This window comes from Pseudomaricurvus alkylphenolicus (assembly GCF_011683955.1).
In the GTDB taxonomy this organism is placed as follows: domain Bacteria; phylum Pseudomonadota; class Gammaproteobacteria; order Pseudomonadales; family Cellvibrionaceae; genus Pseudomaricurvus; species Pseudomaricurvus alkylphenolicus.
On record NZ_JAAQPI010000004.1, the window covers coordinates 62544 to 84168 of the forward strand.

General features: G+C 54.8%; 17 protein-coding genes. 7 read left to right on the forward strand and 10 right to left on the reverse strand.

Annotation, left to right across the window (positions count from 1 at the left end; all coding sequences use genetic code 11):
• Nucleotides 1-264: 264 nt before the first annotated feature.
• Nucleotides 265-1341: a cupin domain-containing protein gene (locus HBA55_RS12170; RefSeq protein WP_166991218.1), complete on the reverse strand. Its 1077-nt coding sequence runs from the start codon at nucleotides 1339-1341 to the stop codon at nucleotides 265-267.
• A 503-nt stretch (nucleotides 1342-1844) separates the two neighbouring features.
• On the opposite strand from HBA55_RS12170, the gene HBA55_RS12175 reads away from it, so the two are divergent.
• Both HBA55_RS12175 and HBA55_RS12180 read left to right on the forward strand, forming a co-directional pair.
• Nucleotides 1845-2936: an ester cyclase gene (locus HBA55_RS12175; protein ID WP_166991221.1), complete on the forward strand. Its 1092-nt coding sequence runs from the start codon at nucleotides 1845-1847 to the stop codon at nucleotides 2934-2936.
• Between the two features lies 1 nt (nucleotide 2937).
• Nucleotides 2938-3903 (forward strand): nuclear transport factor 2 family protein, encoded by a 966-nt coding sequence (locus HBA55_RS12180; protein WP_166991224.1) that lies wholly within the window; start codon nucleotides 2938-2940, stop codon nucleotides 3901-3903.
• A 206-nt stretch (nucleotides 3904-4109) separates the two neighbouring features.
• Here HBA55_RS12180 and HBA55_RS12185 read toward each other — a convergent pair whose 3' ends face one another.
• On the reverse strand, nucleotides 4110-4907 hold the full coding sequence (locus HBA55_RS12185) for an HpcH/HpaI aldolase family protein (RefSeq protein ID WP_166991227.1): 798 nt from the start codon (nucleotides 4905-4907) through the stop codon (nucleotides 4110-4112).
• Between the two features lie 111 nt (nucleotides 4908-5018).
• Complete coding sequence (locus HBA55_RS12190; protein ID WP_206019768.1) at nucleotides 5019-6134, reverse strand: LacI family DNA-binding transcriptional regulator; 1116 nt, start codon at nucleotides 6132-6134, stop codon at nucleotides 5019-5021.
• 403 nt (nucleotides 6135-6537) lie between these two features.
• On the opposite strand from HBA55_RS12190, the gene HBA55_RS12195 reads away from it, so the two are divergent.
• Both HBA55_RS12195 and HBA55_RS12200 read left to right on the forward strand, forming a co-directional pair.
• Nucleotides 6538-8826, forward strand: coding sequence for a TonB-dependent receptor (locus HBA55_RS12195; protein ID WP_166991230.1), 2289 nt, complete (start codon nucleotides 6538-6540; stop codon nucleotides 8824-8826).
• A gap of 205 nt (nucleotides 8827-9031) precedes the next feature.
• Nucleotides 9032-10051: an ester cyclase gene (locus tag HBA55_RS12200; RefSeq protein ID WP_166991233.1), complete on the forward strand. Its 1020-nt coding sequence runs from the start codon at nucleotides 9032-9034 to the stop codon at nucleotides 10049-10051.
• Here HBA55_RS12200 and HBA55_RS12205 read toward each other — a convergent pair.
• The 7 genes from HBA55_RS12205 to HBA55_RS12235 all read right to left on the reverse strand — a co-directional run bounded on the left by HBA55_RS12205 (nucleotide 10032) and on the right by HBA55_RS12235 (nucleotide 16912).
• A complete protein-coding gene (locus HBA55_RS12205; RefSeq protein ID WP_166991235.1) occupies nucleotides 10032-10946 on the reverse strand; it encodes a helix-turn-helix domain-containing protein in 915 nt (304 codons plus the stop codon). The genes HBA55_RS12200 and HBA55_RS12205 overlap by 20 nt on opposite strands.
• 18 nt (nucleotides 10947-10964) lie before the next feature.
• A complete protein-coding gene (locus HBA55_RS12210) occupies nucleotides 10965-12053 on the reverse strand; it encodes an ester cyclase (RefSeq protein WP_166991238.1) in 1089 nt (362 codons plus the stop codon).
• Nucleotides 12054-12092: 39 nt separating this feature from the next.
• The gene (locus HBA55_RS12215; RefSeq protein WP_166991240.1) at nucleotides 12093-13751 is read right to left on the reverse strand and encodes a sodium:solute symporter family transporter; all 1659 of its coding nucleotides are present in this window, start codon (nucleotides 13749-13751) and stop codon (nucleotides 12093-12095) included.
• A 98-nt stretch (nucleotides 13752-13849) separates the two neighbouring features.
• Nucleotides 13850-14560 carry an alpha/beta fold hydrolase gene (locus HBA55_RS12220; protein ID WP_166991243.1) on the reverse strand — a complete coding sequence of 237 codons (711 nt, stop codon included), beginning with the start codon at nucleotides 14558-14560 and terminating at the stop codon, nucleotides 13850-13852.
• A 369-nt stretch (nucleotides 14561-14929) separates the two neighbouring features.
• Nucleotides 14930-15448 (reverse strand): MaoC family dehydratase, encoded by a 519-nt coding sequence (locus HBA55_RS12225; RefSeq protein WP_166991246.1) that lies wholly within the window; start codon nucleotides 15446-15448, stop codon nucleotides 14930-14932.
• Nucleotides 15445-15885 (reverse strand): MaoC family dehydratase, encoded by a 441-nt coding sequence (locus tag HBA55_RS12230; protein ID WP_166991249.1) that lies wholly within the window; start codon nucleotides 15883-15885, stop codon nucleotides 15445-15447. The genes HBA55_RS12225 and HBA55_RS12230 overlap by 4 nt, the downstream gene beginning before the upstream one ends.
• Nucleotides 15886-15955: 70 nt before the next feature.
• Nucleotides 15956-16912, reverse strand: a complete 957-nt coding sequence (locus HBA55_RS12235; protein ID WP_166991252.1) for a LysR family transcriptional regulator — start codon at nucleotides 16910-16912, stop codon at nucleotides 15956-15958.
• Nucleotides 16913-17065: 153 nt separating this feature from the next.
• On the opposite strand from HBA55_RS12235, the gene HBA55_RS12240 reads away from it, so the two are divergent.
• The 3 genes from HBA55_RS12240 to HBA55_RS12250 are packed head-to-tail and all read left to right on the forward strand — an operon-like array spanning nucleotide 17066 to nucleotide 21273.
• A complete protein-coding gene (locus HBA55_RS12240) occupies nucleotides 17066-17887 on the forward strand; it encodes a class II aldolase/adducin family protein (protein ID WP_166991255.1) in 822 nt (273 codons plus the stop codon).
• A 23-nt stretch (nucleotides 17888-17910) separates the two neighbouring features.
• Nucleotides 17911-18852 (forward strand): bile acid:sodium symporter family protein, encoded by a 942-nt coding sequence (locus HBA55_RS12245; protein ID WP_166991258.1) that lies wholly within the window; start codon nucleotides 17911-17913, stop codon nucleotides 18850-18852.
• Between the two features lie 12 nt (nucleotides 18853-18864).
• Nucleotides 18865-21273, forward strand: a complete 2409-nt coding sequence (locus HBA55_RS12250) for a TonB-dependent receptor (RefSeq protein WP_166991261.1) — start codon at nucleotides 18865-18867, stop codon at nucleotides 21271-21273.
• Nucleotides 21274-21625: the final 352 nt, after the last annotated feature.

The window sequence follows — 21625 nt, forward strand, 5'->3', positions numbered from 1 at the left end:
CGAAAAAAATGCGGCATTCCGAAACTAGCGGAGATGCCGCAAAAAACGATCAAGGAAGATTACAGACAATCACACAACATGGACTAGGAGTTAACCATGAATTGCATTCGGATTCATTATTTGTCAAACCAACACGACTGTCAAGCAAAGCGTCTATTGCCGAACTGCAAAAAAACTAATACACGCCTAAGACCGGCTTATAACAGGATGCCCGGCATACGCCGGGCATAACGAGGGTGTACAGTAACCCTGGACTGTCTGACTTCAGACACTCACCCCAAGCGAATCACCAACCTCGGGCGCCCAGCTGATGCCCGCGTGCAGATCACCACTGCTGGCAACATAGAGTACTCCGCGCTCATCGCCGATATTCTCTATACGTCGATACATGCCTGCAGGCACCGAAATGGTGTCTTCCGGGCCCACCTCAAACGATTCTTCCTCGCCATCGGCACCCATGGTGATCTTCCACTGACCTTCGCCCACTACCAATACTTGCTTCACATCGTATTTGTGACGCAGGAAGCCGTTGCCGGTTTCAGCAACAATGGCACCAAGACTGAACGAATGAGGATTAAGCACGCGAGCCTGAATCTCACCCAGCTCGTGACAACCCTCCCCGATCAGCGAATGATAGAGCTTCTTGCCGCCGTCGAGTGCGACATCGCGGAACGCTTCGGCATGCCCCTGAAACTGATCCACGTTGTAAACGCGAGCCTGCATTTCCGCGAGGCTGGTGCGGTTGTACTTCAGCAGCTCGGCTTCGCTCAATGGCTGCATCAAGTCCGACGCCTGCGGCATAACATCGCCGTTATTCACGTCCACCAGAGAGCTGTCGTGACGCAAATAAAATCCAAATTCCGCAGCACCCTCGATGACATCATTGGCCCAGGTCACAAAACCGGGATCGTCTTCGCCGAGAAACGACAACATAAAATTATCATCGCTGCCGACGCTCTCAAACGCGCGGAAGGTGCCGGTGGGAATGGAGATCACATCACCGGGCTTAAGGATGGCCTCACCATCCTTGCCATCGTAACCCCAGAAGAAGCGCCACTCGCCACGAAAAATAATAAAGACCTCTGCGGTCACGTGAGAGTGCAGCGAATTGATCTTGCCGGTTGGCAGAGAAACACCGCCTACATTAAAACCATGTGGCTCAACGATGTTAACCACCTGCTTTTCATTCTCAGCAACACCCGGCCCGATGATGCAGTAATTCATTTTGCCTTCGCGGCCAGGCAGGCGGGTATCCACAAAGGCCTCCGCGCAGGGGACATAGTCGGCTTTTCGAACCACTCGCTCAGCCAGGGTATGCAGGGTGTTGCTCGCGCTTGTCATATGGATAACTCCATTAATATCTCTCTCAATCAATACACAGACAGTGCCTGCGGTTTCTAACGAAAACAAATCCCACACAGAAATGCAGCCGAAGTCTCAAATTTGGCAATCAAAGTGGAAAATGGCCACGAATTGCTCATCTGATTCAGCCTGAATTCATCTCAGTGAAACCGTATGATTATCTAATAAGCAATTGTTTTAGTTGAAATTTATTTTCAAATCCTGGTCTTGCTGGCGTTTTCTGCGCCAAAAAGACTTCGAATGCAAAACAGTCTATCCCCAGCAACTTGGGTTTGGCAAGCGTTTATTGTCTCCGGACCAACATTCAAGGTCGCCAAGCGGCTCATTGACTTCGAATGCAAACAATGACAAAGTCCATCCTGATGCACCCTTCGCGATGGGGCTGCTACGCTGTATTACATTCGGTGGAGTTACGAGGCAACCGGCAACCATGAGCTGGAACGCTCATCCACTGAAATCATCAAGAGAGAGTTGAAACGGCTATGACTTCAGAAACCAACGTTAAACCCCTGCCCGTCTCGCAGGTACACATGAAAGATATTTCCGAGCTGCTGGCGCCCGGGCCCGGTCGCCGTCAAAGCATGCAAGGGTTTGACGACGAGTTTGTGGATATTGTTGACTACATCCTGCGCATCACCCACCGTATCTGGGAAGAAAAGAACGTTGGTCTGGTCTACGACTATTACTCCCACAACTGCCCGATTCATACCCTGGCGGGTGAAAGCTATGGCGCTGAAGCGGCCGTGCAGGGCACCATTAAAAGCCTGAATGCGTTTCCCGACCGTATTCTGTACGGCGACAATGTGGTCTGGGGCGGCAATGACAAAGAGGCGTTCTACTCCTCCCACCGCATTACCAGCACGGTCACCAACACCGGCGACAGTGAGTTTGGATCAGCCACCGGCAAGAAGGCCACCTTTGTCACCATCGCTGACTGTGTGGTGAAAGAAAATCGTATCGTGGAAGAATGGCTGATGCGGGACAATCTCAGTGTCGCTCTGCAGCTTGGTTTTAATCCTCACGATGTCGCCCGCGCTCAGGCCGAAGCGGATCGACAAAAAAGTGAACACTTTCACGACTGGCGCCTGGGCGAAATGGACAGAGTTCTGGCTCAGACCGCCCCCAAAGCCGTCGCGATTCCAGACAATCCCGCCGCAGATCCACAGGTGTATGCCGAAGCCGTTATGCAGGAAATCTGGAACCGCCGAATGTTTGGCAAGGTACGCGACGTTTATGCCCACAACGCCGTTTATAACGGTCCATCCGGACGCCATTTGCAGGGCCACGGCGAAATTATCGGCAATGTGGTTAACCTGCTGGCCGCGCTGCCGGATGCACGCATGAGTGTCGATCATGTGTGCGCCATTCCCTGTGGCGATGGAGGGACCGATATTGCCGTCCGCTGGACCCTGGCGGGCAACCATGAAGGCGGCGGCCTGTACGGAGCACCGACAGGGCGCCGGATTATGATTTTGGGCTCCAGCCACTGGCGTATCTTCGACGGCAAGATCCAGGAAGAGTGGACCGTGTTTGATGAACTGGCGGTATTGCGCCAGATTTACGGAGGCGGTTAATTTGAAGGCTGATTTGCAGCAGCCAATGCTGACGCTGGAAACACAGCTGCGAGAACAACAGGCGGTCGGCCGACTCTATGATACGGCCCTGCACAACGTGGTACTCCATCGGGATAGCGAAACCTTCTATGGACGCGAAGCGGTGGTCGCCGATTGGCTGACCGAATTGCACAGCTGCGGTGAACAACAGGTGCTGGAGAGCGAGGCGTTTTCCGCTCCAGCGCCTAACGCCAATGCGCAATTGGTAATGACCCACAGCCGGATTTCGGCGACGCATACTGGCGCAAGCGGTTGGCTGCCAAGGAGCACCGGGAAACCGATCAGCTATCGCAGCCAATCACTTTACCTGGTTGCCAATGAACGCATCGTCGAGCAATGGCGCTTTGAGGATCAACTCCATATTGCTCTTCAACTGGGGCTCGCCCCTGCCGACCTAGCCAAACGACTATCACCACTTAACGGCGGCCGTTGGCAATTGGGTGAAACGGCATCGGCTCAGGGGCAGACCGGCCCCCGAATCGCCGGCTTGCCCAAAGTTGACCACAGCGATGACATCGTCAGCCAGTGGGTCGATGCTTTCAATACTCATCGCTTGGATAGACTTGGTGAGCTTTATTGTCGGGATGCCGACTTGTCGGGTCCCGGTGGCCGGGAATTGATTGACCGAGCCGACATCACAAAGTTTTGGTTATCGCTGCAAGCGGCTATTCCGGACGGGCAACTGCTGACACAAAACATGGTGCGGGATACGGATAATGGGCGGATCGGATTGCTGTGGAGCCTGAGTGGATTTCATACCGGCCCCGGTTTAACCCCCACGCCTAGCGGCCAGCGCCTGAGACTTTCAGGGTTAACCCAGTGGCAACTCAATGATGGAGGGATTGCGAAAGAATGGACGCTGTTCAACGAGATTGATCTGTTGCGACAGATTCACTCCGGTTCCCGACAGACGCCAAACCGTTTATAGAAACAGCTAACCTCCGTATTCAATACTAGAAACCAAAAAAATACTGCCAACGCTTGTCGCCCTCTGAGCGGGCTGCTACAGGACTCCTTTCCCCCGTAGCAGCGCGCTCCGAGCGCGACCGATACGAAGCGCCAAATCCCTATCGCCCTCAAGCGGCAGCTACCGAGCGCAGTGCCAAATTGGCTTAGGCAAGCACTATCCTGCCTTCACCCCTTGGCAAACTCTTCAACCAACCTGTTCGCACCCTGCAGCATAAACGAGTGGTCAGAAGCCAGTAAGAATAAATTGGCGCCACGCTCACGCCATTGGGCGCAATCCTCGACGCGCGGCACAAACATGCCGACCGATTTACCCGCCGCCTTGCCAACAGCGCAAATGCGCTCAACCGCCTCAACCACCACAGCGTCATTAGGCGTCTCTGCGCCCAGCGCCACCGTCAGATCGATGCGGCCCACAAACAGGCAATCAATGCCATCTACGGCCGCAATTTCTTCAATGGCATCAACCGCCTCAACATCCTCAATTTGCGCAATCACTGAGGTCGCTGCCGCACTGTCTGCCAGGTGTGATTTCATCGATTTGGTGGTATACCCCGCGGCCCGTGTCGAGCCGGCGTAACCGCGGCCGCCACGACCAAATCGTGCCGCACGGGACAAGGCTTCTGCCTGGTCGGCGCAACACACATGCGGAATCACCACTCCGCTGGCACCGCAGTCCAATGCATTCAGCAATTGCGATTCCTCACTGGACGGCACTCTGACCAGGGACGGCTTGCCCGCTGCACGCATCGCCATCAGGCAGGCATCCAACTCCAACCGACCAAAGGGAGCGTGTTCGGCGTCCAGGCAAATGGCGTCAAGAGGGGTCATTGCCAACACTTCACACACAATTGCTGAGGGGGTTTTCAGAAAGGTGCCGATCAGAGGCTCGCCTTTTAGCAATCGCTGACGGAATTGGATGGCAGCGGATGTGGCATCTTGAGTTGGAACCGGGGCATCGGCCATGGCGGGCATTCTCCTGCAGATTCTTAGTGACTCCTATTTGAATGTACTTCGAATGCAAAATCAACCCATAAGACATCGCAGGAGCAGATTCGCCACCCCCGCTGTGATTTTCTATAGCTGCGCGGATTCTCCTTCCAGAAACACACCACTAAAGGTGCGCTTTTCCGGCGGCAATTCGGGGTTCTCCACCCGCTCCATCAGCATATTCACCGCCGCTTCGGCCATAATTTCCAGCGGTTGGTCAATGGTGGTCAAGCGGTAGCTGGCCCAGGCGCCGGTGGAGGTGCCATCAAAACCCACAACAGAGACATCTTCAGGAATCTTCAGCCCAAATTCGTGACGCGCCGCGTCCATACAACCAATGGCCATCACATCGTTAGCACAGAGTATCGCGTCGGGCGGCTTTCTTTTGCTCATCAGATGGCGAAATGCGATGCGACCACTGTCGTAACCATAGTCGCCCTCTTCCACCGGCACCTTGGTTACACCCAGCTCCTTTAAGCGATTCAGGGCACCTTGGGTTCGCTGATTGCTGACCACGGAATCCGCAGGGCCGCTGATAACCGCAAAATTACGATGCCCAGCGCCGTGCAGCTTATTCACCAGCAGACGCTCACCCTCTTCCTGATTACAACAGATTGCACTGACGGGGAAATCCTGGAACGAGCGGTTGTAGAACACCAGGGGAACCCCCCGCTCCTCAAAAAACGACACCTGCTCTTCGGACAGACGGGCCGCCGAGATCACACCATCCACCTGGTACTGCCAGACCTGGTCCAGCATTTTGTCCACGTCGCTTTCATGCTCCAGTGTAAACAACAGCACGTGTACATGGCGCTCATCAAAGCGTCGACTCAGCTGTACCAACAATTCAGGGTAGTTGAGGTTGGTCAGGTTATTGATGATCACCGCCACCATATTGGAGCGGCGGGTAATCAGGCTGCGAGCAATGGCATTGGGCTGGAAACCCAACTCTTTGGCCACCGTCATCACCTTGTCACGCATTTTCTTGGAAACGCTGGCGCCCGGCTTAAAACAGCGGGACACCGCCGACTGGGAAACACCGGCCACTCTAGCGACGTCGTAAGAGGTTACGCGCTTGCCGCTCTCCGTCATGCCCAGCTTGGGGCTTTTGGTGCCGCTTTTGCTGGCTCTGCCCCCGCGACGGGATTTTGCACTGGTTTTTGCACTGTTTTTAGCAGGCGGCTTGGCGGTGGATTCAGCCATTTTGACTCCTTGAATCAATATCCACTGAATCCTAATTCAAGCAACCCGGGTGTGCAAACCCTGTTGGCACCTAAGCCCCAAGCGGCAGATGATTTGTGCTTATTCCAACTCGTTAGAAGTGCTGGTTAAGCGCCTTGGAATACCTATATATAGACTCCGAAGACATTCACAATTCTTTTTAACTTACTGATATATATAATATTTTCAAACACATATACCACCAAAAGCTATAAAATTGCATTTTTTATTGCATCCGAAGTACAAATACGTCATAGTAATTTCCCGGTACGAGAGAACAAGTTTTCGACCAATGATTCCTGCTCCACGTCATAACGATCTAAGCTAATCAGTGGGGCGATCGCGGAATCCATCAAGATCCTTGGACAGCCAATTGGAGAGTCAAATGAACGTCACAGCCCTCAAACCCTTATGTCGCAGCATCGCCGCTCTGACAGCAGCGGCCGCCCTGATCCCCACCGCCTATGCCGCCGAAAGCAGTGGTTTTGATCTGGAAGAGATCATCGTTACCGCGCAGAAGCGTGAGCAAAATCTGCAGGATGTGGGAATTTCGGTTACCGCCCTCGACAGCACCGCGATGGAGCGGGCCGGTATTGAAGACATCAGCCGTATCGAACTGGTTACCCCAGGTGTAAGCTATGGCTACATCGGCTCCGACGCCAAGATTTCTATTCGCGGCGCCAACTCCAACAACACCTTTGCCGACAACTCTTCTATCGCCGGCTTTTTCGTTGACGGTGTTTACCGCCCTCGTGCCTCCCAGCAATCCCAGGCCTATTTTGACGTGGAGCGCATTGAAATTCTGAAGGGTCCTCAAGGTACCCTGTACGGCCGCAATACCTTTGCCGGCGCCATTAATCTGCACACCAATCGCCCCGATTTGGAAGAATTTGGCGGCGGCTTGAAGGCCAGTTATTCCCGTTTCAGCAAACTGACGACCGAGGGCTATATCAACGCGCCGGTCAGCGATAATTTCGGTTTGCGTTTTGCCTTTAACACCAAAGACAGTGACGGCTGGATTGAAAACAAAGGCGACGGCGAAGATCTCGGTCAGGATGAATCGCGCAACTTCCGCGTCTCTGCTCTGTGGGCGCCAAGTGACGCGGTTGAAGTGATGTTCCGCTATACCTCCATCAAAGAAGAAGGTATTACCGCCGGCATTTTTGCGGCGGAAGGTACTTGCCAGCCCATCAACGAAAGCGGCGTGACCGATGCCTATGGCTCTCTGGTCAATTGCGTTAACCCCTACCCCGAGACCAGTGGCAACTCCTTCTTTAACGAGCCCTGGGAAGTTTCCGCCGACGTGGATTCCAAGCGCGACAACGAAGAAGACAACGTCACGCTCGACATCAGCTGGGACATCAATGAAACCCTGAGCCTGCGCTCGATCACCTCTTACACCGACTGGGACAGCGCCTTTGATACTGATGGCGACTGGAGCAACCAGACCGGTTACGCCTATTATTGGGATGAGGAAGTTCAGTCCGTCACCCAGGAAATCCAGTTGATTTCGGACGGCGATGGCGCCCTGACCTGGACCGCAGGTCTCTACTACTCTGTTGACGATATCGGTTTCGGTTTCTCCCAGTTCCGCTCTGCTCCGTACAGCAACAGCACCTACGCAGACTGGCAGGACATTGAAACCACCACCGAGGGCGCCTTCTTCCAGGCGGAATACGACATCACCGACACCTTCCGTATTATTGCCGGCGTGCGCAATAACCAGGAAGAAAAAGATACCCGCACTTACGGCGCCTCTGCGGTTGACGCAGAGGGCAATCCACTGCCCGGTGTAAACGAAGATGGTACCGATGGTCGCCCGCGCGATATTTACCGCTACACCGTTCGCGAAGATCGCTCAGCCGTGCGTGAGTTTGATCTGGTAACCTGGAAGCTCGGCGGTGAGTGGGATGTGGCCGATAACGTGATGGCTTACGCCAGCGTGTCCACCGGCTTCTTGTCCGGTGGTGTGAACGCTGATGGCAGTGCCTTCGAACAGCAGGAATCCAAAGCCTACGAGATTGGTTTTAAGAGCCGCTGGGCGGACGACACCATCCAGTTGAATGTGTCCGCTTACCGTAACGAGTTTACCAACCTGACCACACAGCAGTTAATCCGTTTGGGCACTGGCGATATCACCATTACCGTCAACGGTGGCGAAATTGAAACCACCGGCCTGGAAGCCGAGTTTGTGTGGCTGCCGACCGAGAAGTGGCTGATCTCCGCCAACGCGTCCTTTATGGACAACGAGTATGGCAAGTTCGGCGCGGCCAACCCGTTTGTCGAGGCCAACGGCGAACCGCTGGGCTTTTTGGACCTGAATGGTGAAACCCCTCCCTGGTCACCTGACGTGACGCTGAGCCTCAGCATTGGTTATGACATTGATCTGGGTGATATGGGTCGCCTGACGCCCTTCCTGCAGACTTACTACAGTGATGAATTCAACACCGACGACGTGGTGACTTACAGCACCCAGGTGCAGGATTCTTACACTAAGACGGACTTCCGTTTGATCTGGACCTCTGCCGATGAGAACCTCAGTGCCGAGGCTTATGTCGAGAATATGGAAGACGAGGCGGTGCTGGCCAGAACCAACGTGGGCGGTTTTGATCTGGTGCAAACCAGTTATATGTACCCCCGTAATTACGGTGTCAAAGTTTCCTACAATTTCTGATCTTTCCTCAGGGAGTGCCCTAACAGACTATCGGGGCACTCCTGTTAAATGGGCGGCCATTGCTTATGGCTGCCCATCTTTTCTTCTTCTGTGGTCAAATACACATGCAGCGATGCATTTTCTCCATGGGATCACGACACCAGGCTAAGATAGTCTTATAGCTCACGGATAAGGTGTATCCAAGAATTTAGGGTTGAGTATTTCAATGAGCAAAAGCATCCACAATCTCAATAAAGAACGCCTGCAACAACTGCGCAGGGCACTCTACAATTTCGAACCGAGAATGGTACAGCGTGAACTGCAAAAGTGTTTCGCCACCGATGCCAAGGTGCAGCTGGCCTACCCATTCGAGAATCTGGAAGGCGCCGAGGGTTTGTTTGTGCAGGCCTATGAGCCACTGCATCAGGCGATCCCGGATCTGGAACGCCGCGATTATATTGTCATGGCCGGTAGCGCTGGTGACGGCACCGACTGGGTGGGCTGCGGTGGTTATTACACCGGCAGCTTTGAACAGTCCTGGCTGGATATTCCCGCCACCGGGCATCAGGTGGCGATGCGTTACCATGAGTTCTTTCGTATGGAACAAGGCCAGGTTGTCGAGGTGCAGGCGCTTTGGGATATTCCTGAGGTGATGATGCAGGCGGGCGCCTGGCCGATGGTACCCAGTCTGGGCCGTGAGTGGCATGTGCCGGGACCGGCGTCACAGGATGGATTGGTCACCTCGCCCTGGGACGCTGGGCAGGCCGATGCAAGCTTGAAGCTGGTCGGAGATATGCTGGCGTCTCTGGGTAACTATAAAGACGGCGGTGTGGAGGCCATGCAGCTGGAAAAATATTGGCATCCGCGCAGCAGTTGGTACGGTCCTTCGGGGATTGGCACGGGCCGTGGTATTCAGGGGTTCCGCAATTGGCATCAGATTCCGTTTTTGAATGCGATGCCGAATCGTGTTGGTTCTGTGGCCAAGGGGAAGGGGTATTTGTTCGGTGATGGGGATTATGTGGGTTTTACCGCCTGGCCCGGGATGCAGATGACGATCAGCGATGGGGGCTGGCTGGGGATTGCGCCGGCTAATCAGGAAGTGACCATGCGCAGTCTGGATTTCTGGCGCTGCGAGAATGGAATGATTCGGGAGAATTGGGTGTTGGTGGATTTGTTGGACGTGTATCGGCAGATTGGGGTGGATGTGTTTGCACGGATGCGGGAGTTTAATAAGGCTCGCCGCTAGCATTTGTAGGCAGACTTTTTCTAATCGTGCTTCGATATTGAGTGGGGCTGTACCCGGTTTCCGTACGAAAGGTTTTACTGAAGTGGAATTGGTCACAGAACCCCACCTGCTCGGCGATGTTAGCAATGGACTGCTCGCCATAGACCAACATGGACATGGCCTGTTCCATGCGTTTGTGATTGATGTATTTCAGCGGCGACTGGCCGGTAATCTGTTTGAAGAGACGGGAAAATCCGTTGCGGGATAAGGCACAGGCTTCGGCAAGTTCTTCTACTCTAAGGGGTTGATCAAGCTCCGTATCTATAGCTTTTAGTGCCGGTCCGATGCGGTGCATTTGCAAGAATCGGCGGCCGCTGTCTTCAAGGGGGGGTGACAGGGCCAGAATGTCGAAGCAAAGTTGAAGGGCGCTGCTTTGTTTGAGTATGAGCCACCGAAGAGTGTCGGCGCCAAACCCGTCAGCTTGGTTGAGCACAGCCAGACTGTCGGTGAGCGTGTCGATGGTGCCGAAGAGTTGTTGTGACCGTTCGGCAGAAAAACGCATGGGTACCTGGAAGAACGACAGCACGTCCAGGTTGTGAAAAAGGCTGAAGTGTATATGCAGGCCGGCCGCCACTGTATGCTGGTTGACGAGCAGCCGATGTTTGACCCCGGCGGGTATAAGCAACACTTCCCCTGCGCCGACTTTTTCTGTGTCGGCGTTTTCCAGCTCGCAGCCGTATTCACCTGTTTGAACATTCAGTATGACCGCGAAGGGCAGTACCCGCCATTCAGTATCAATGCAGTTGTCGCTGTACTGAGTCCACCAGTGGATGTTGCATTGCAGAGATTGTTGAATGCGTTCCAGCAGCGCCTTATCGGGCGCCGCTGCGGTGAGTGTATTCAGCCTTGACGTCATTGCACTCACCAACTTTGCTCAGGTGGTCCCAAGCGGGTTAACGATTCCAGTCGTACGTTGCAAAATATCCAGCCCCTGTTGCTTCAACCAATAGGGCAAATCGATCAACACCCAATTCTCGGCGAGCTTGTCGCCTTCTCTGCGATAGATATCGACGACGCGCATGTCAGCTTTGACGTCGCTGGCCGGAAGCCCCAGGAATCCTCCGGTTGGCGTATTACTGAGATTGGGCCAGCCGAAGAAGCCGGCGTAGTTGCCTTCGGCAAAGCGGGCGACGTGGCCGTTAAAGGTTTTACCACCCAGCCCGGTACGGAAGGGTCGCTGGTGTTGTGCCTGAAAGCCTTCGATACCAAAAGTTGCGCCGATACCTGCCGGGCCGTACCAGAGCATGTCTTCGCGCCAGGTGCGGGCCAGGTATTGCGGCGGGCAGAAGTCCTGGCCGCTCAAATTGAGTTGGTTTAGATCGTCAATCATGCGGTTAAGCAATTCTTGAGTGGCGACGCCTTCTTCCGGGTTCTGGTCTACAAACAGCATACCGTCGTGGGTACGGGGGCCGGGATAAACGAATGATGCACCGGTCTGTACGGGCAATGGGTTGATACCCAGTTGGTGCATCACGTCGATGATGTCGCAGAAGAATCCGCTGCGTACGATCTTGCCGTCCCGCACGCAGTTAAAGTCCGCGTAGCGAAGGAACGTCAATTTTCCGGAGGCCGGCAGTCCCAGCCAGTCTTGAGACAGAACGCCGGCAAAGTGACCCATACTGACCACCCAGACGTCACCGCTGGCGGTTTGATGAGCCGCCTGATCAATGTCCGCCGGCCAGGGTTGCTCTTTGCCATCGACATGTTCGAACACGTCATTGTAACCGGCAAAGAACACGTCTTCACGGCGTTGCATCGGCGACCAACTGCGCAACAGTGGTTGCCAAAAGACTTCGGAAACGGCACTGATTGAGTGCTGCTCCTCGAAGGGATAGACGCCATGCCACTGAATTGAGTCGCTGATATAGCGACCCAGAATATCCTCGACAGTGTCGGGGGTTGCGGATTCCAACTCTCGGTAGAACTCCCGCACCAGTGCCTTGGCGTGTTGAAACTGACTCATTACCTCTCCTATCTAAGATTTTTTACGCTGTTGTGCCAATTAGCCCAAGGTTCCGAACCAGGCCAGGAAACCCAGCGTGCACGCGAACAGCAGCGGCAGTGTCCAAACGACGGGTTCCACTTTGCCCGGTACCACATACCAGCCTTCTGACATCATGGGCTTGCCTTCGCGTTCAAACGCGAGAATCTGTCCCGGCACGCTGTGTTCGTGCCAGTCCTGCTGAAAACCGTCCAAAACCACACTGGCGATCCACGCGGCCGCGATATTGATGCCCCCGGCAATCACCACAAACCAGGGCCAGGCAATCTCGGGGCGCTCCGCACCCATAGCCAACCAGATTCCGTCAACGGCAGGGGCAATGGGGTCCAGCGGTGCAAAAAACATGAGGCCGACTAATCCCGCCACCACGCCAATCAACAAACCCCGCTCAGAGGTGTGTTTGGAGAAAAAGCCCATACCGAACATTGCCAGCTTCGCACCCACCAGATAGGAACCAACCTTGGAGATGACCTCAAGTATAGACCCGGTACTGCTGGCAAACTCGATCGCGATAGGAATAATGGCCAGCCCCCACAGCACGGTGAATACCCGTGACGCCCCCAGATAGTGTTTTTCGTTGGCATCTTTATGAAAGAATTTTTGGTAAAAATCGGTTACCGACACCGTCGACAGCGAGTTAAATGCCGACGATGTGGTGGACATGGATGCGGAGAGAATCGCCGCACCAATAATTCCCAGCAAGCCCGGAATCGCCAGCGCGTTGGCGAACACAAGGATAATTTCGTTAGGCTGTTTGAACGGCTTGCCTTCGTAATAAACGTAGAGCAGGGCACCGATCAGGAAAAATGAAAAATACAAAAAGAACGCAGCGTAACCCATCACCATATAAGACTTTTTCGCCTCACCAATATTCTTGGCGGCCAGCGCACGTTGCACCATAAACTGATTCGCGCCGTATACCGTTATGTGATATAGCGTCATGGCGAAAACGCCCGCCCAAATCGTTGGCGCTATCGATGGGTCCCAGTCCAGATTAATCGGATTGAGCTTTCCGTGTTGGTCCAAAAAGGTCAAAGCCTGCGGCAAGGCACCGATTTCCCCCAGCAAAGCCACCATGATAATTCCGGCGCCGATAATCAAAATGATGCCTTGCAACACATCCGTCCAGATAACCGCGTTCATACCACCCAGCATGGTGTAAGCCACCACAATTGTGGTCATCAACACAATCGCGAAGGTCGTACTCAACCCCGTGACAAACGTCACCACCACCGCGGTGGCAGTCATAATCGACGCCGCCCCCAGCGCCATGGTCACCATAAACAAAATACCCATCACCGCACGGGAGGCAATACCAAAACGGCGTTCCAGATAATCGTAGATCGACGCAACGCCGCTGTTATAAAAGAACGGGATAAAAAACACGATACAGGCGAACACCACCAGCGAATAATTGATATGAATCGCCAACGCCGCCATGCCATCGCCATATGCCCACGCAGGTCCACCCAAAAACGACAAGGCACTCACATAAGTCGCCACCACCGAAATACCGATGGCCCACCAGGGAGAACTGCGATCACCCAGATAATAGTCCTCCGATGTCGACACCCGGCGGCTCATATACCAACCCAGCCCCAGGTTCGCGATCAAATACGCAAACACCACCGACCAGTTCAGAAGACCAAATTCAGCCATCCCACTCTCCCCTTCTATCATCTTGGCGGCTTACCGCCTTGTCGTTATTACTGTGTAGTAGTGAAAAACTGTGGTGTCGAAAAACACCATAAACAGCATCAACCTGAATTCGAATGCAGCCAATGGCGCATCGCCTCGGTAACCGCCTCCGGCTTCTCCATGGTCGCAATGTGCCCACAACCTTCCACCACCACCAGAGACGCTCCCGGTATCAAATCCGCCATTTCCTCATGGCGATCAACCGGACAAATCACATCCTCAGCACCGCACAACACCAGCGTCGGACACCTTACCGACGCCAGTCCCGGTCGGCTGTCCGGTCGCTGCACCACAGCATCAATCTGATTGCGGAACACCTCCAGACCACCGTCCACGGCCATATCCACAATAGTCTGAATCAAAACCTGATCATTGCTTTGAGACTGCGCCAGATACAAGGGAATCAACTTCTGCCGCAGCAAAAGCTCCAGACCCTCTGAAGTGGCAATCTGCCATTGCTCCGCCTTGGCAGCCATGCCCTCCTCGCTATCAGCCCGGGCATTGGTATCCAACAACGCCAAATGGCTGATCCGGTGCGGAGCCCGGCGATACAACTCCAACGCCAGAATACCGCCGAAAGACAGCCCCGACAGCGCAAAACAAGGCGGCGCCTCGGCCAGAATCCGCTCCGCCAGAGCCCCCAGACTGGGCTCAGAGCCCACATCCACCACCACCGGCTCCGCCACATCCGCCAAATGCTCCACCTGATGAGCCCACAAGCGCTCATCACACAAGGTACCCGGCAACAGCAACAAAGGAATTTTGGCCACAAATCACTCCACATCAAAAAACGAAAAAATCAACAGCAACCAACTCATGCTGCCATTTTTTGACTTCGAATGCAAACAACAGGCAAATACCTTTTACATATTCATGATTCACAGCGAATTACCTATATCGCCCTTACAGGCAAAACCAACAATGAGGCAACACCCTACAAGAGCAACAGAAGTCAAGCGGCTGGGGGTTTCGCTTTCAGCGCATTAAAGAGCGCGCCGAACGAGTAAAAGAGACCGGCGCAGCCGGGCTCTTTTGGGAGAGAGGGCACCCCGGAGGGGCGCGCGACAGCGCTGAAAGCGGAACCCCCAGCTGCGGTAGTGGCACCAAACCTGGAGCCCGCTGCTACAGAGAAAAGGCCACTAACGAATTACCGCACCGGTTCCTTCCCCCCCCTCAGGCCGCCGCTCCGCCAAAATATCAATCACAAAACTGAACACCAGCTCGCCATACTGATTAAACGCCTCATTGCGGCTGCGAATCACCCCCCACTTTCCTCGCACCACCTGATCCGTCTTTTCAACAATCTCATAAGTAAACGTCAACGTATGCCCGGGCCGCACCGGCTTAATCCAGCGCAAATCCTGAAAACCCACACCCGCCCCATTACGGCGACCGTCCTTCACCCCAGTGGCATAGCGCTCCATATAAGTGACCATCATCTTCATCCAGATCGCACAAATATGCCAACCAGAGGCCACCAACCCCCGAAACGCAGAATCCCTCGCCAACTCCGGATCCACATGAAAAGGCTGGGGGTCATACTTATTGCCGAAATCGATAATCTCTTTTTCACCAAACGTGTGAGTCCCAAACACGTGAAACTCACCGACCGGAATATCCTCAAACCAACGGGTACGAATATAGGGCGTCTTATTCATTTGCGGGCCACCATCATCGTCGACGTCATCTCTATCACCGTCTTATCCTCCTGATTGCATACCGCCACCTCCAACTCCATCAAACCCATGGCGGGATTGCTTTTGGATTCACGGCATTCACTCACCTTGAAGGTGCCCTTGAGCGTATCCTCCGCAAACACCGGTTTGCGCCAACGCAACTCCGGCACACCGGGAGATCCCATCGACGCCAACCCTTCCCGTTTAAAGGTATCGGCCATCAACCGCATCATCAGCGCGCAGATATGCCAGCCGCTGGCGCACAATCCGCCAAAAATCGAATCATCGGCCGCCTGGCTGTTCAGATGAAAAGGCTGAGGATCAAACTCAGCGGCAAACTCCAGGATTTCCTCCCGGCTGATGGTAATACTGGCCGTCTCGAACGTCCGGCCTGGACTGATGTCTTCCCAGTAAATCATAAGCTAAACCCTGCTTGGCGAAGATACAGGCACTTTAAGTAGAGTGCCGTCTCGATTCAACCCACATTAATCAACGTTTATCCTCAGCCTGCAACCACGCCAGGGCACTGGAACTCATCGTCAGCTCCTCAATTTGACTGAGCGCGGAAACCACCCGCTGGCGAAACCAGCGATTGGCCGGATCCCGATCGTGACGCTGATGCCAATACATATGCAACTCCACCTCAGGCACCTCGAAGGGCAACTCCGCCATAGTAATCGGCAAGAAGGGCAACTGCTGCGCAACATAGCCTCGCGGCATGATCGACAACTTATCCGTTTGCGTCAGCACCTTGAGTGCACTGGCATAACTGCGACAACGCATCACCACATTACGCCGCACACCCCGCCCGGCCAGAGCCCGGTCCACCCACTCCATATCATCCTGCAGCGGTGTTACCAGAACCTGCGGCCAGGACAACAATCGCTGCTCCTCGTTCTGCCCTTGAAAATAGGGGTGGTCCTTGCGGCCCACTACCGCCAGTCGCTCCCGAAACAACTTCAGGTGATGAATCTGCTCAGGCAGCGATTGCAAAAGCTCGATGCACACATCCACCTCTCCCTGATGCAATTGGTCCAACACCTCCCTGGGAGAAGAACCCACTGACACCACCCCACACAGGGGAGCGGTATTTTCCAGTTCCATCATTAAGGGTGCCGACAATACCGTCTCCATGGCGTCACGCTGACTGAGGCGAAAGATCTGCTGATGGTTAGTGGGGTCAAAATGCTGTGCGGCCTCTACAGAGTGTCGCAGCTCCCGCAGGCCCCGCTTCACCGAAGCAATGATCCTCTCCGTCGTCGGCGTGGGCATCATCGAATGCCCCTGACGGGTAAACAGCGGGTCGTCATAGATATTCCTTAAACGCCCCAATGCATGACTAACCGCCGATTGGCTCAGAAACAGCGCTTCCGCAGCTCTGGAGGTGTTGCCCTGATCGTAGATCGCCTCCAGCACCGTCATCAGATTCAGATCCAGCTTACTCATCGGGTCACCCTCCGACCTTCCTTCAAACACTAACTATGCACGAAATTCATAATTTACCACGAATATAAATCATTGGAATCATTAATCCGGGCCAATTAGCATATTTTTCAAACAGATGTTCAACCAATCGGCCCCAGAGCGAAAGGACAACCCATGACCTCCAGCATCCAACAGGACCTGCAGCGCACTACCATCGGTAATCACAACGCCAATAGCACCCCCGGCATGTCACTGCCTCCGCAATCCTTTGCCTCGGCTACCGAGGAGCGCATCTATATCAAGCAGCGCCTCGCGGGTGCGTTCCGCATCTTTGGGCACCTGCAATTCGATGAGGGTGTTGCCGGCCATATCAGCGTACGCGACCCGGAACTTAGGGACCACTTCTGGGTTAACCCCGTGGGCATGCACTTCAGCCTGATCAAGGCTTCTGACCTGGTATTGGTTAACCATGACGGAGAAATCGTTGAAGGCAATGCACTGGTCAACACCGCTGCCTTTGCCATTCATTCGCGACTGCATGCTCACCGCCAGGACGTGAACGCCGTGGCCCATTCCCACTCACCCTACGGTCGCGCCTTCAGTGCATTGGGCAAGGAGTTGGCCCCCATTTCACAAGACGCCTGCATGTTCTATGGCAATCAGGCAGTCTATAAAACCTTCCAGGGCGTGGTGGAAGACACCACTGAAGGCGACGAGATCGCCACAGCCATGGGTGACAAACCCGCTGCCATTCTGCAAAACCACGGCATCCTCACCGTCGGAGCCTCAGTGGATACCGCCGTTGGATTGTTTATGGCGATGGAAAGCGCCTGTCGCAGTCAACTCTTGGCTGAAGCCGCTGGCACCCCCATCGAGGTGGATCTGGACACCGCGCTCAAGACCCGTGAGTACAACGCCACAGAACTGGTGAAGTGGGCCAACTTCCAGCCCATGTACCAGCTGATGTTGCACCGCGACCCCAGCTTCCTCGACTAAGGCATTGGCAGGTCTTAACCATTATGGATCTGGTCACTGATCTCCTGCCCATCATTCTTGCTGTCATCATGGCGGGCATGGGCATGACGTTGACGCCAGGCGATTTTGTTCGCCTGGTACAGCAACCCCGGAGTGTTTTAAGCATTCTCACCGCGCAAGTGGTGGGGTTGCCACTGCTTGGCATTGCCCTGGGAATCTGGCTGGACCTCTCACCGGCTCTGGCGGTGGGCCTGGTATTACTCTGCAGCTGCCCGGGCGGCACCACCTCAAATCTGTTTACCTTTCTGGCAAAGGGTAACCTCGCGCTCTCCATCACCTTGACCGCCAGTGCAGGTGTACTGGTCCTGGTATCCATTCCCCTATGGGTACACGCGGCCAGTGAGATATTCCAGCTTGATAGCGCCGCAGCCCAATTGCCTATGGGTGCAACCGTGCAGACGCTGTTCTTTATTACTCTGCTGCCCGTGATCTGCGGCATGTTGCTGCGCATCCACTGGCCTACCCTGGCCTATCGGCTGCAAGCCTACCTCAGCCGTGTCTCGCTGATGTTTATGGTTTGCCTGACCGCCGGGCTGGTGGCCGCAGAGTTGGAACAATTTAAAAATTACCTGGCACAAATCGGCATCGCGGTTGTGGCCTTAAACGCGCTGGCGGTGTTGCTGGGTCTGGCAACCGCGCTGCTGTTTCAACTGCCCACCAACCATTCCACCACCGCCATGCTGGAAGTCGGTATACAAAACTCCGCCATGGCCATCGTCATTGCCACCAGCCTGATCGGCAATACCGAGCTCGCGATTCCCGCCAGTGTTTACTCGTTAACGATGTACGCCTTTGGATTTGCCGTGGTGTTTTGGCGCCGGCGTTTTTCCAAAGACTCAAAGGCAACCGATAACAAGATCGCACTGCCGTCGCACGAATGCAGCAATTTCAACGCAACAACTTCAACGCAAAGCACCACCAGATAGAGAGAGATAACAATGAAAGCAACAACAATTGATAGCCGTCTGTTCCGCCAAACCCTGTTACCCGCCGCTCTGGTCGCATCAATAGCTGCGCCGGTTTCCGCCCAGGAGAACCAGGTGTGGGAGCTGGAAGAAATGATCGTCACGGCACAAAAACGCCCGCAGAGCTTACAGGATGTTCCCATCTCCGTCAGTGCCATCTCCGGCGACAAAATGGCCGAAGCCGGCTTGAATAATCTGGAAGGCCTGGCCACCTACGTGCCCAACTTCAGCATCAACCAGACCGGCATCAGCACCACCATCAGCATTCGCGGCATCAGCTCCGGAATTAACCAGGGTTTTGAACAGTCTGTCGGGATGTACGTGGACGGCATCTACCACGGTCGCGCCCAGCTGGCTCGTGCGCCACTGTTCGACCTGGAACGTGTTGAAGTGTTGCGCGGCCCCCAGGGAATCCTGTTCGGTAAGAACAGCATCGCCGGCGCCGTCTCCATGACCACTGCCAAACCCACCGACGAATTTGAAGCCTCGTTGACCGCCCTTTACGAACCGGATCACGGCGAAGTCGACTTGCGCGCCGTCGTCTCTGGCCCCTTGGGCAATAACCTATACGGTCGCCTCGCGGTGCTGGACCGCAGCATGGACGGCTACATGAGCAACAGCACTACCGGTGACGACGAACCGGATAAAGAAGAACAACTGATACGCGGTACCCTGGTGTGGGATATCACTCCCGACACCACCGCCACCCTTAAAGTGGAAAAAAGCACCTTTGACGTTAAGGGTCGCAACATCGAAGTCATGCACGACACTGCCAGTGAAACCGGTGCGGGATTGAGTACCGTGTACCCCTTCTTCTCGGGTGGCGTAGCGCTTGATGCCGATCAGGACTTCCGTCGCCAGGCCAACGGTGACTCCAGTAACAATGACACCGAAAATCTGGTGCTGACCCTGGAAACCCAGTGGGGTGAAAATACCATTACTTCCGTAACCGGCTACTCCGCTTACGAATATGACGAGTTATGTGATTGCGAATACACTGGTCTCAATACCTTTACCCTGGGCCTCGACGAAGAGTTCGATCAGTTCAGTCAGGAACTGCGTATCGTCTCCCCGGAAGGCAACACATTGGACTACATCGCAGGTGTCTTCTACCAACAGGCCGATCTTGAATTCCACGACGAGTTCCAGGTTCCCGAAGGCAGCGCTCTAACCGCTGTCAGCAGTACCCTGGCGGGCTACAACTCTCAGCGCGAGTTCGAACAAGACAGCGAACTCTGGGCCGCTTTTGCCCAGGTCACCTGGAACATCAACGAAACCCTGCGCCTGACGTTGGGCGGCCGCTACAGCAGCGAAACCAAAGAAGCCTCCCGCGACTTCTTTAGCAGCACCGCTGCCCCCAACCCCGTGCTGGTGGCCAACGTTACCGCTTTGGACTTCGCCGAAAATATTCTGCGCGCCGAGCCTCACTTTGTTGAAGACGAACGCGACGAGAACTCATTCACCCCGCTGGTCAATCTCCAGTACGACCTAAACGAAAATACCATGGTCTACGCCACCTGGACCACCGGCTACAAGTCCGGCGGCTTCGACGTGCGCAGCAACGCATCACCCGATCCCAGCATTGGCGTACCGGCGGCCATCACCTCCGCCACTGGCCAGCCACCCAGCCCCGTGGGCGTATTCGAATTTGAAGAAGAAGAAGCCTCCACCTTCGAACTCGGCACCAAAATGACCCTGGCTGACGGAGCCGCCGAACTCAACGTCGCTCTCTACCGCACCGAATTTGACGACCTTCAGGTCAGCATCTTCGACGGCGGCCTCGGCTTTAACGTCGGCAATGCCGCGCGCGCCAAAATCGAAGGCATCGAATTTGACGGCCGCTGGCGACTGACCGAAGCCCTGACACTCTCCGGCTCACTCGGTTACCTCGACTTCGAATTCGAAGACTACAAAAACGGTGAGTGCTACTTCCGCCAGGGCGAACTGGAACCCTCCACCGTCACCAATGCCGCACTCGACATGTGCAGTTTTGACGGTAAACGCCAGGCCTACACCCCCGAGTGGACCGGTAACCTCAGTGCCGACTACGCCACCAACCTGACCGACAGCCTTGAATTTCGCGCGGTGGTTGATTTGATCTACAGCGACAGCTATCTGACCTCGCCTTCGCTCGACCCTCGTACCGAGCAGGACAGCTACACCAAGATCAATGCACGCCTGTCACTGGGTAGCACCGACGGTAACTGGGAACTGGCACTGATTGGCAAGAACCTGACCGATGAATCCATCCTGACCTACTCGGCTGAAGTACCCACGTCATCGTTGCTGGTAAGTGCAGCGACCGGCGCGCAGGGTCTGGCTTATTATGGTTTCTATGATCGTCCTCGCAGTGTTGCTTTGCAGGCAACCCTGAGATTTTAAACTTTTGGCTACGATACGACAGGCGGCAAGGTGCCATAAGCTGCCGTTCGAATCGGCAGGGTTTTGCTCTCGCGTAGGTTGGATTAGCTCCGCTTCGCGGAGCGTAATCCAACGGTTCCACTGGAGCTGTTCGTTGGCTGCGGCCCGATTTTTAACACCCTGGGATGTTGCTGCAACAGGCAGTTTATAGGCGGCCGCCGCCAATTTAAACCTTCGGCGGATCGCCGGATTACGAAGCGCAAGGCGCTTCTAATCCGGCCTACATTCGTGCGGCCGTTGCGGACACTTGCAGTATCCAGCGCCTTTGCAAAAGAAGGCAAAAACGTGAAGCTAAGGGCCGCTTCGAAGGGAG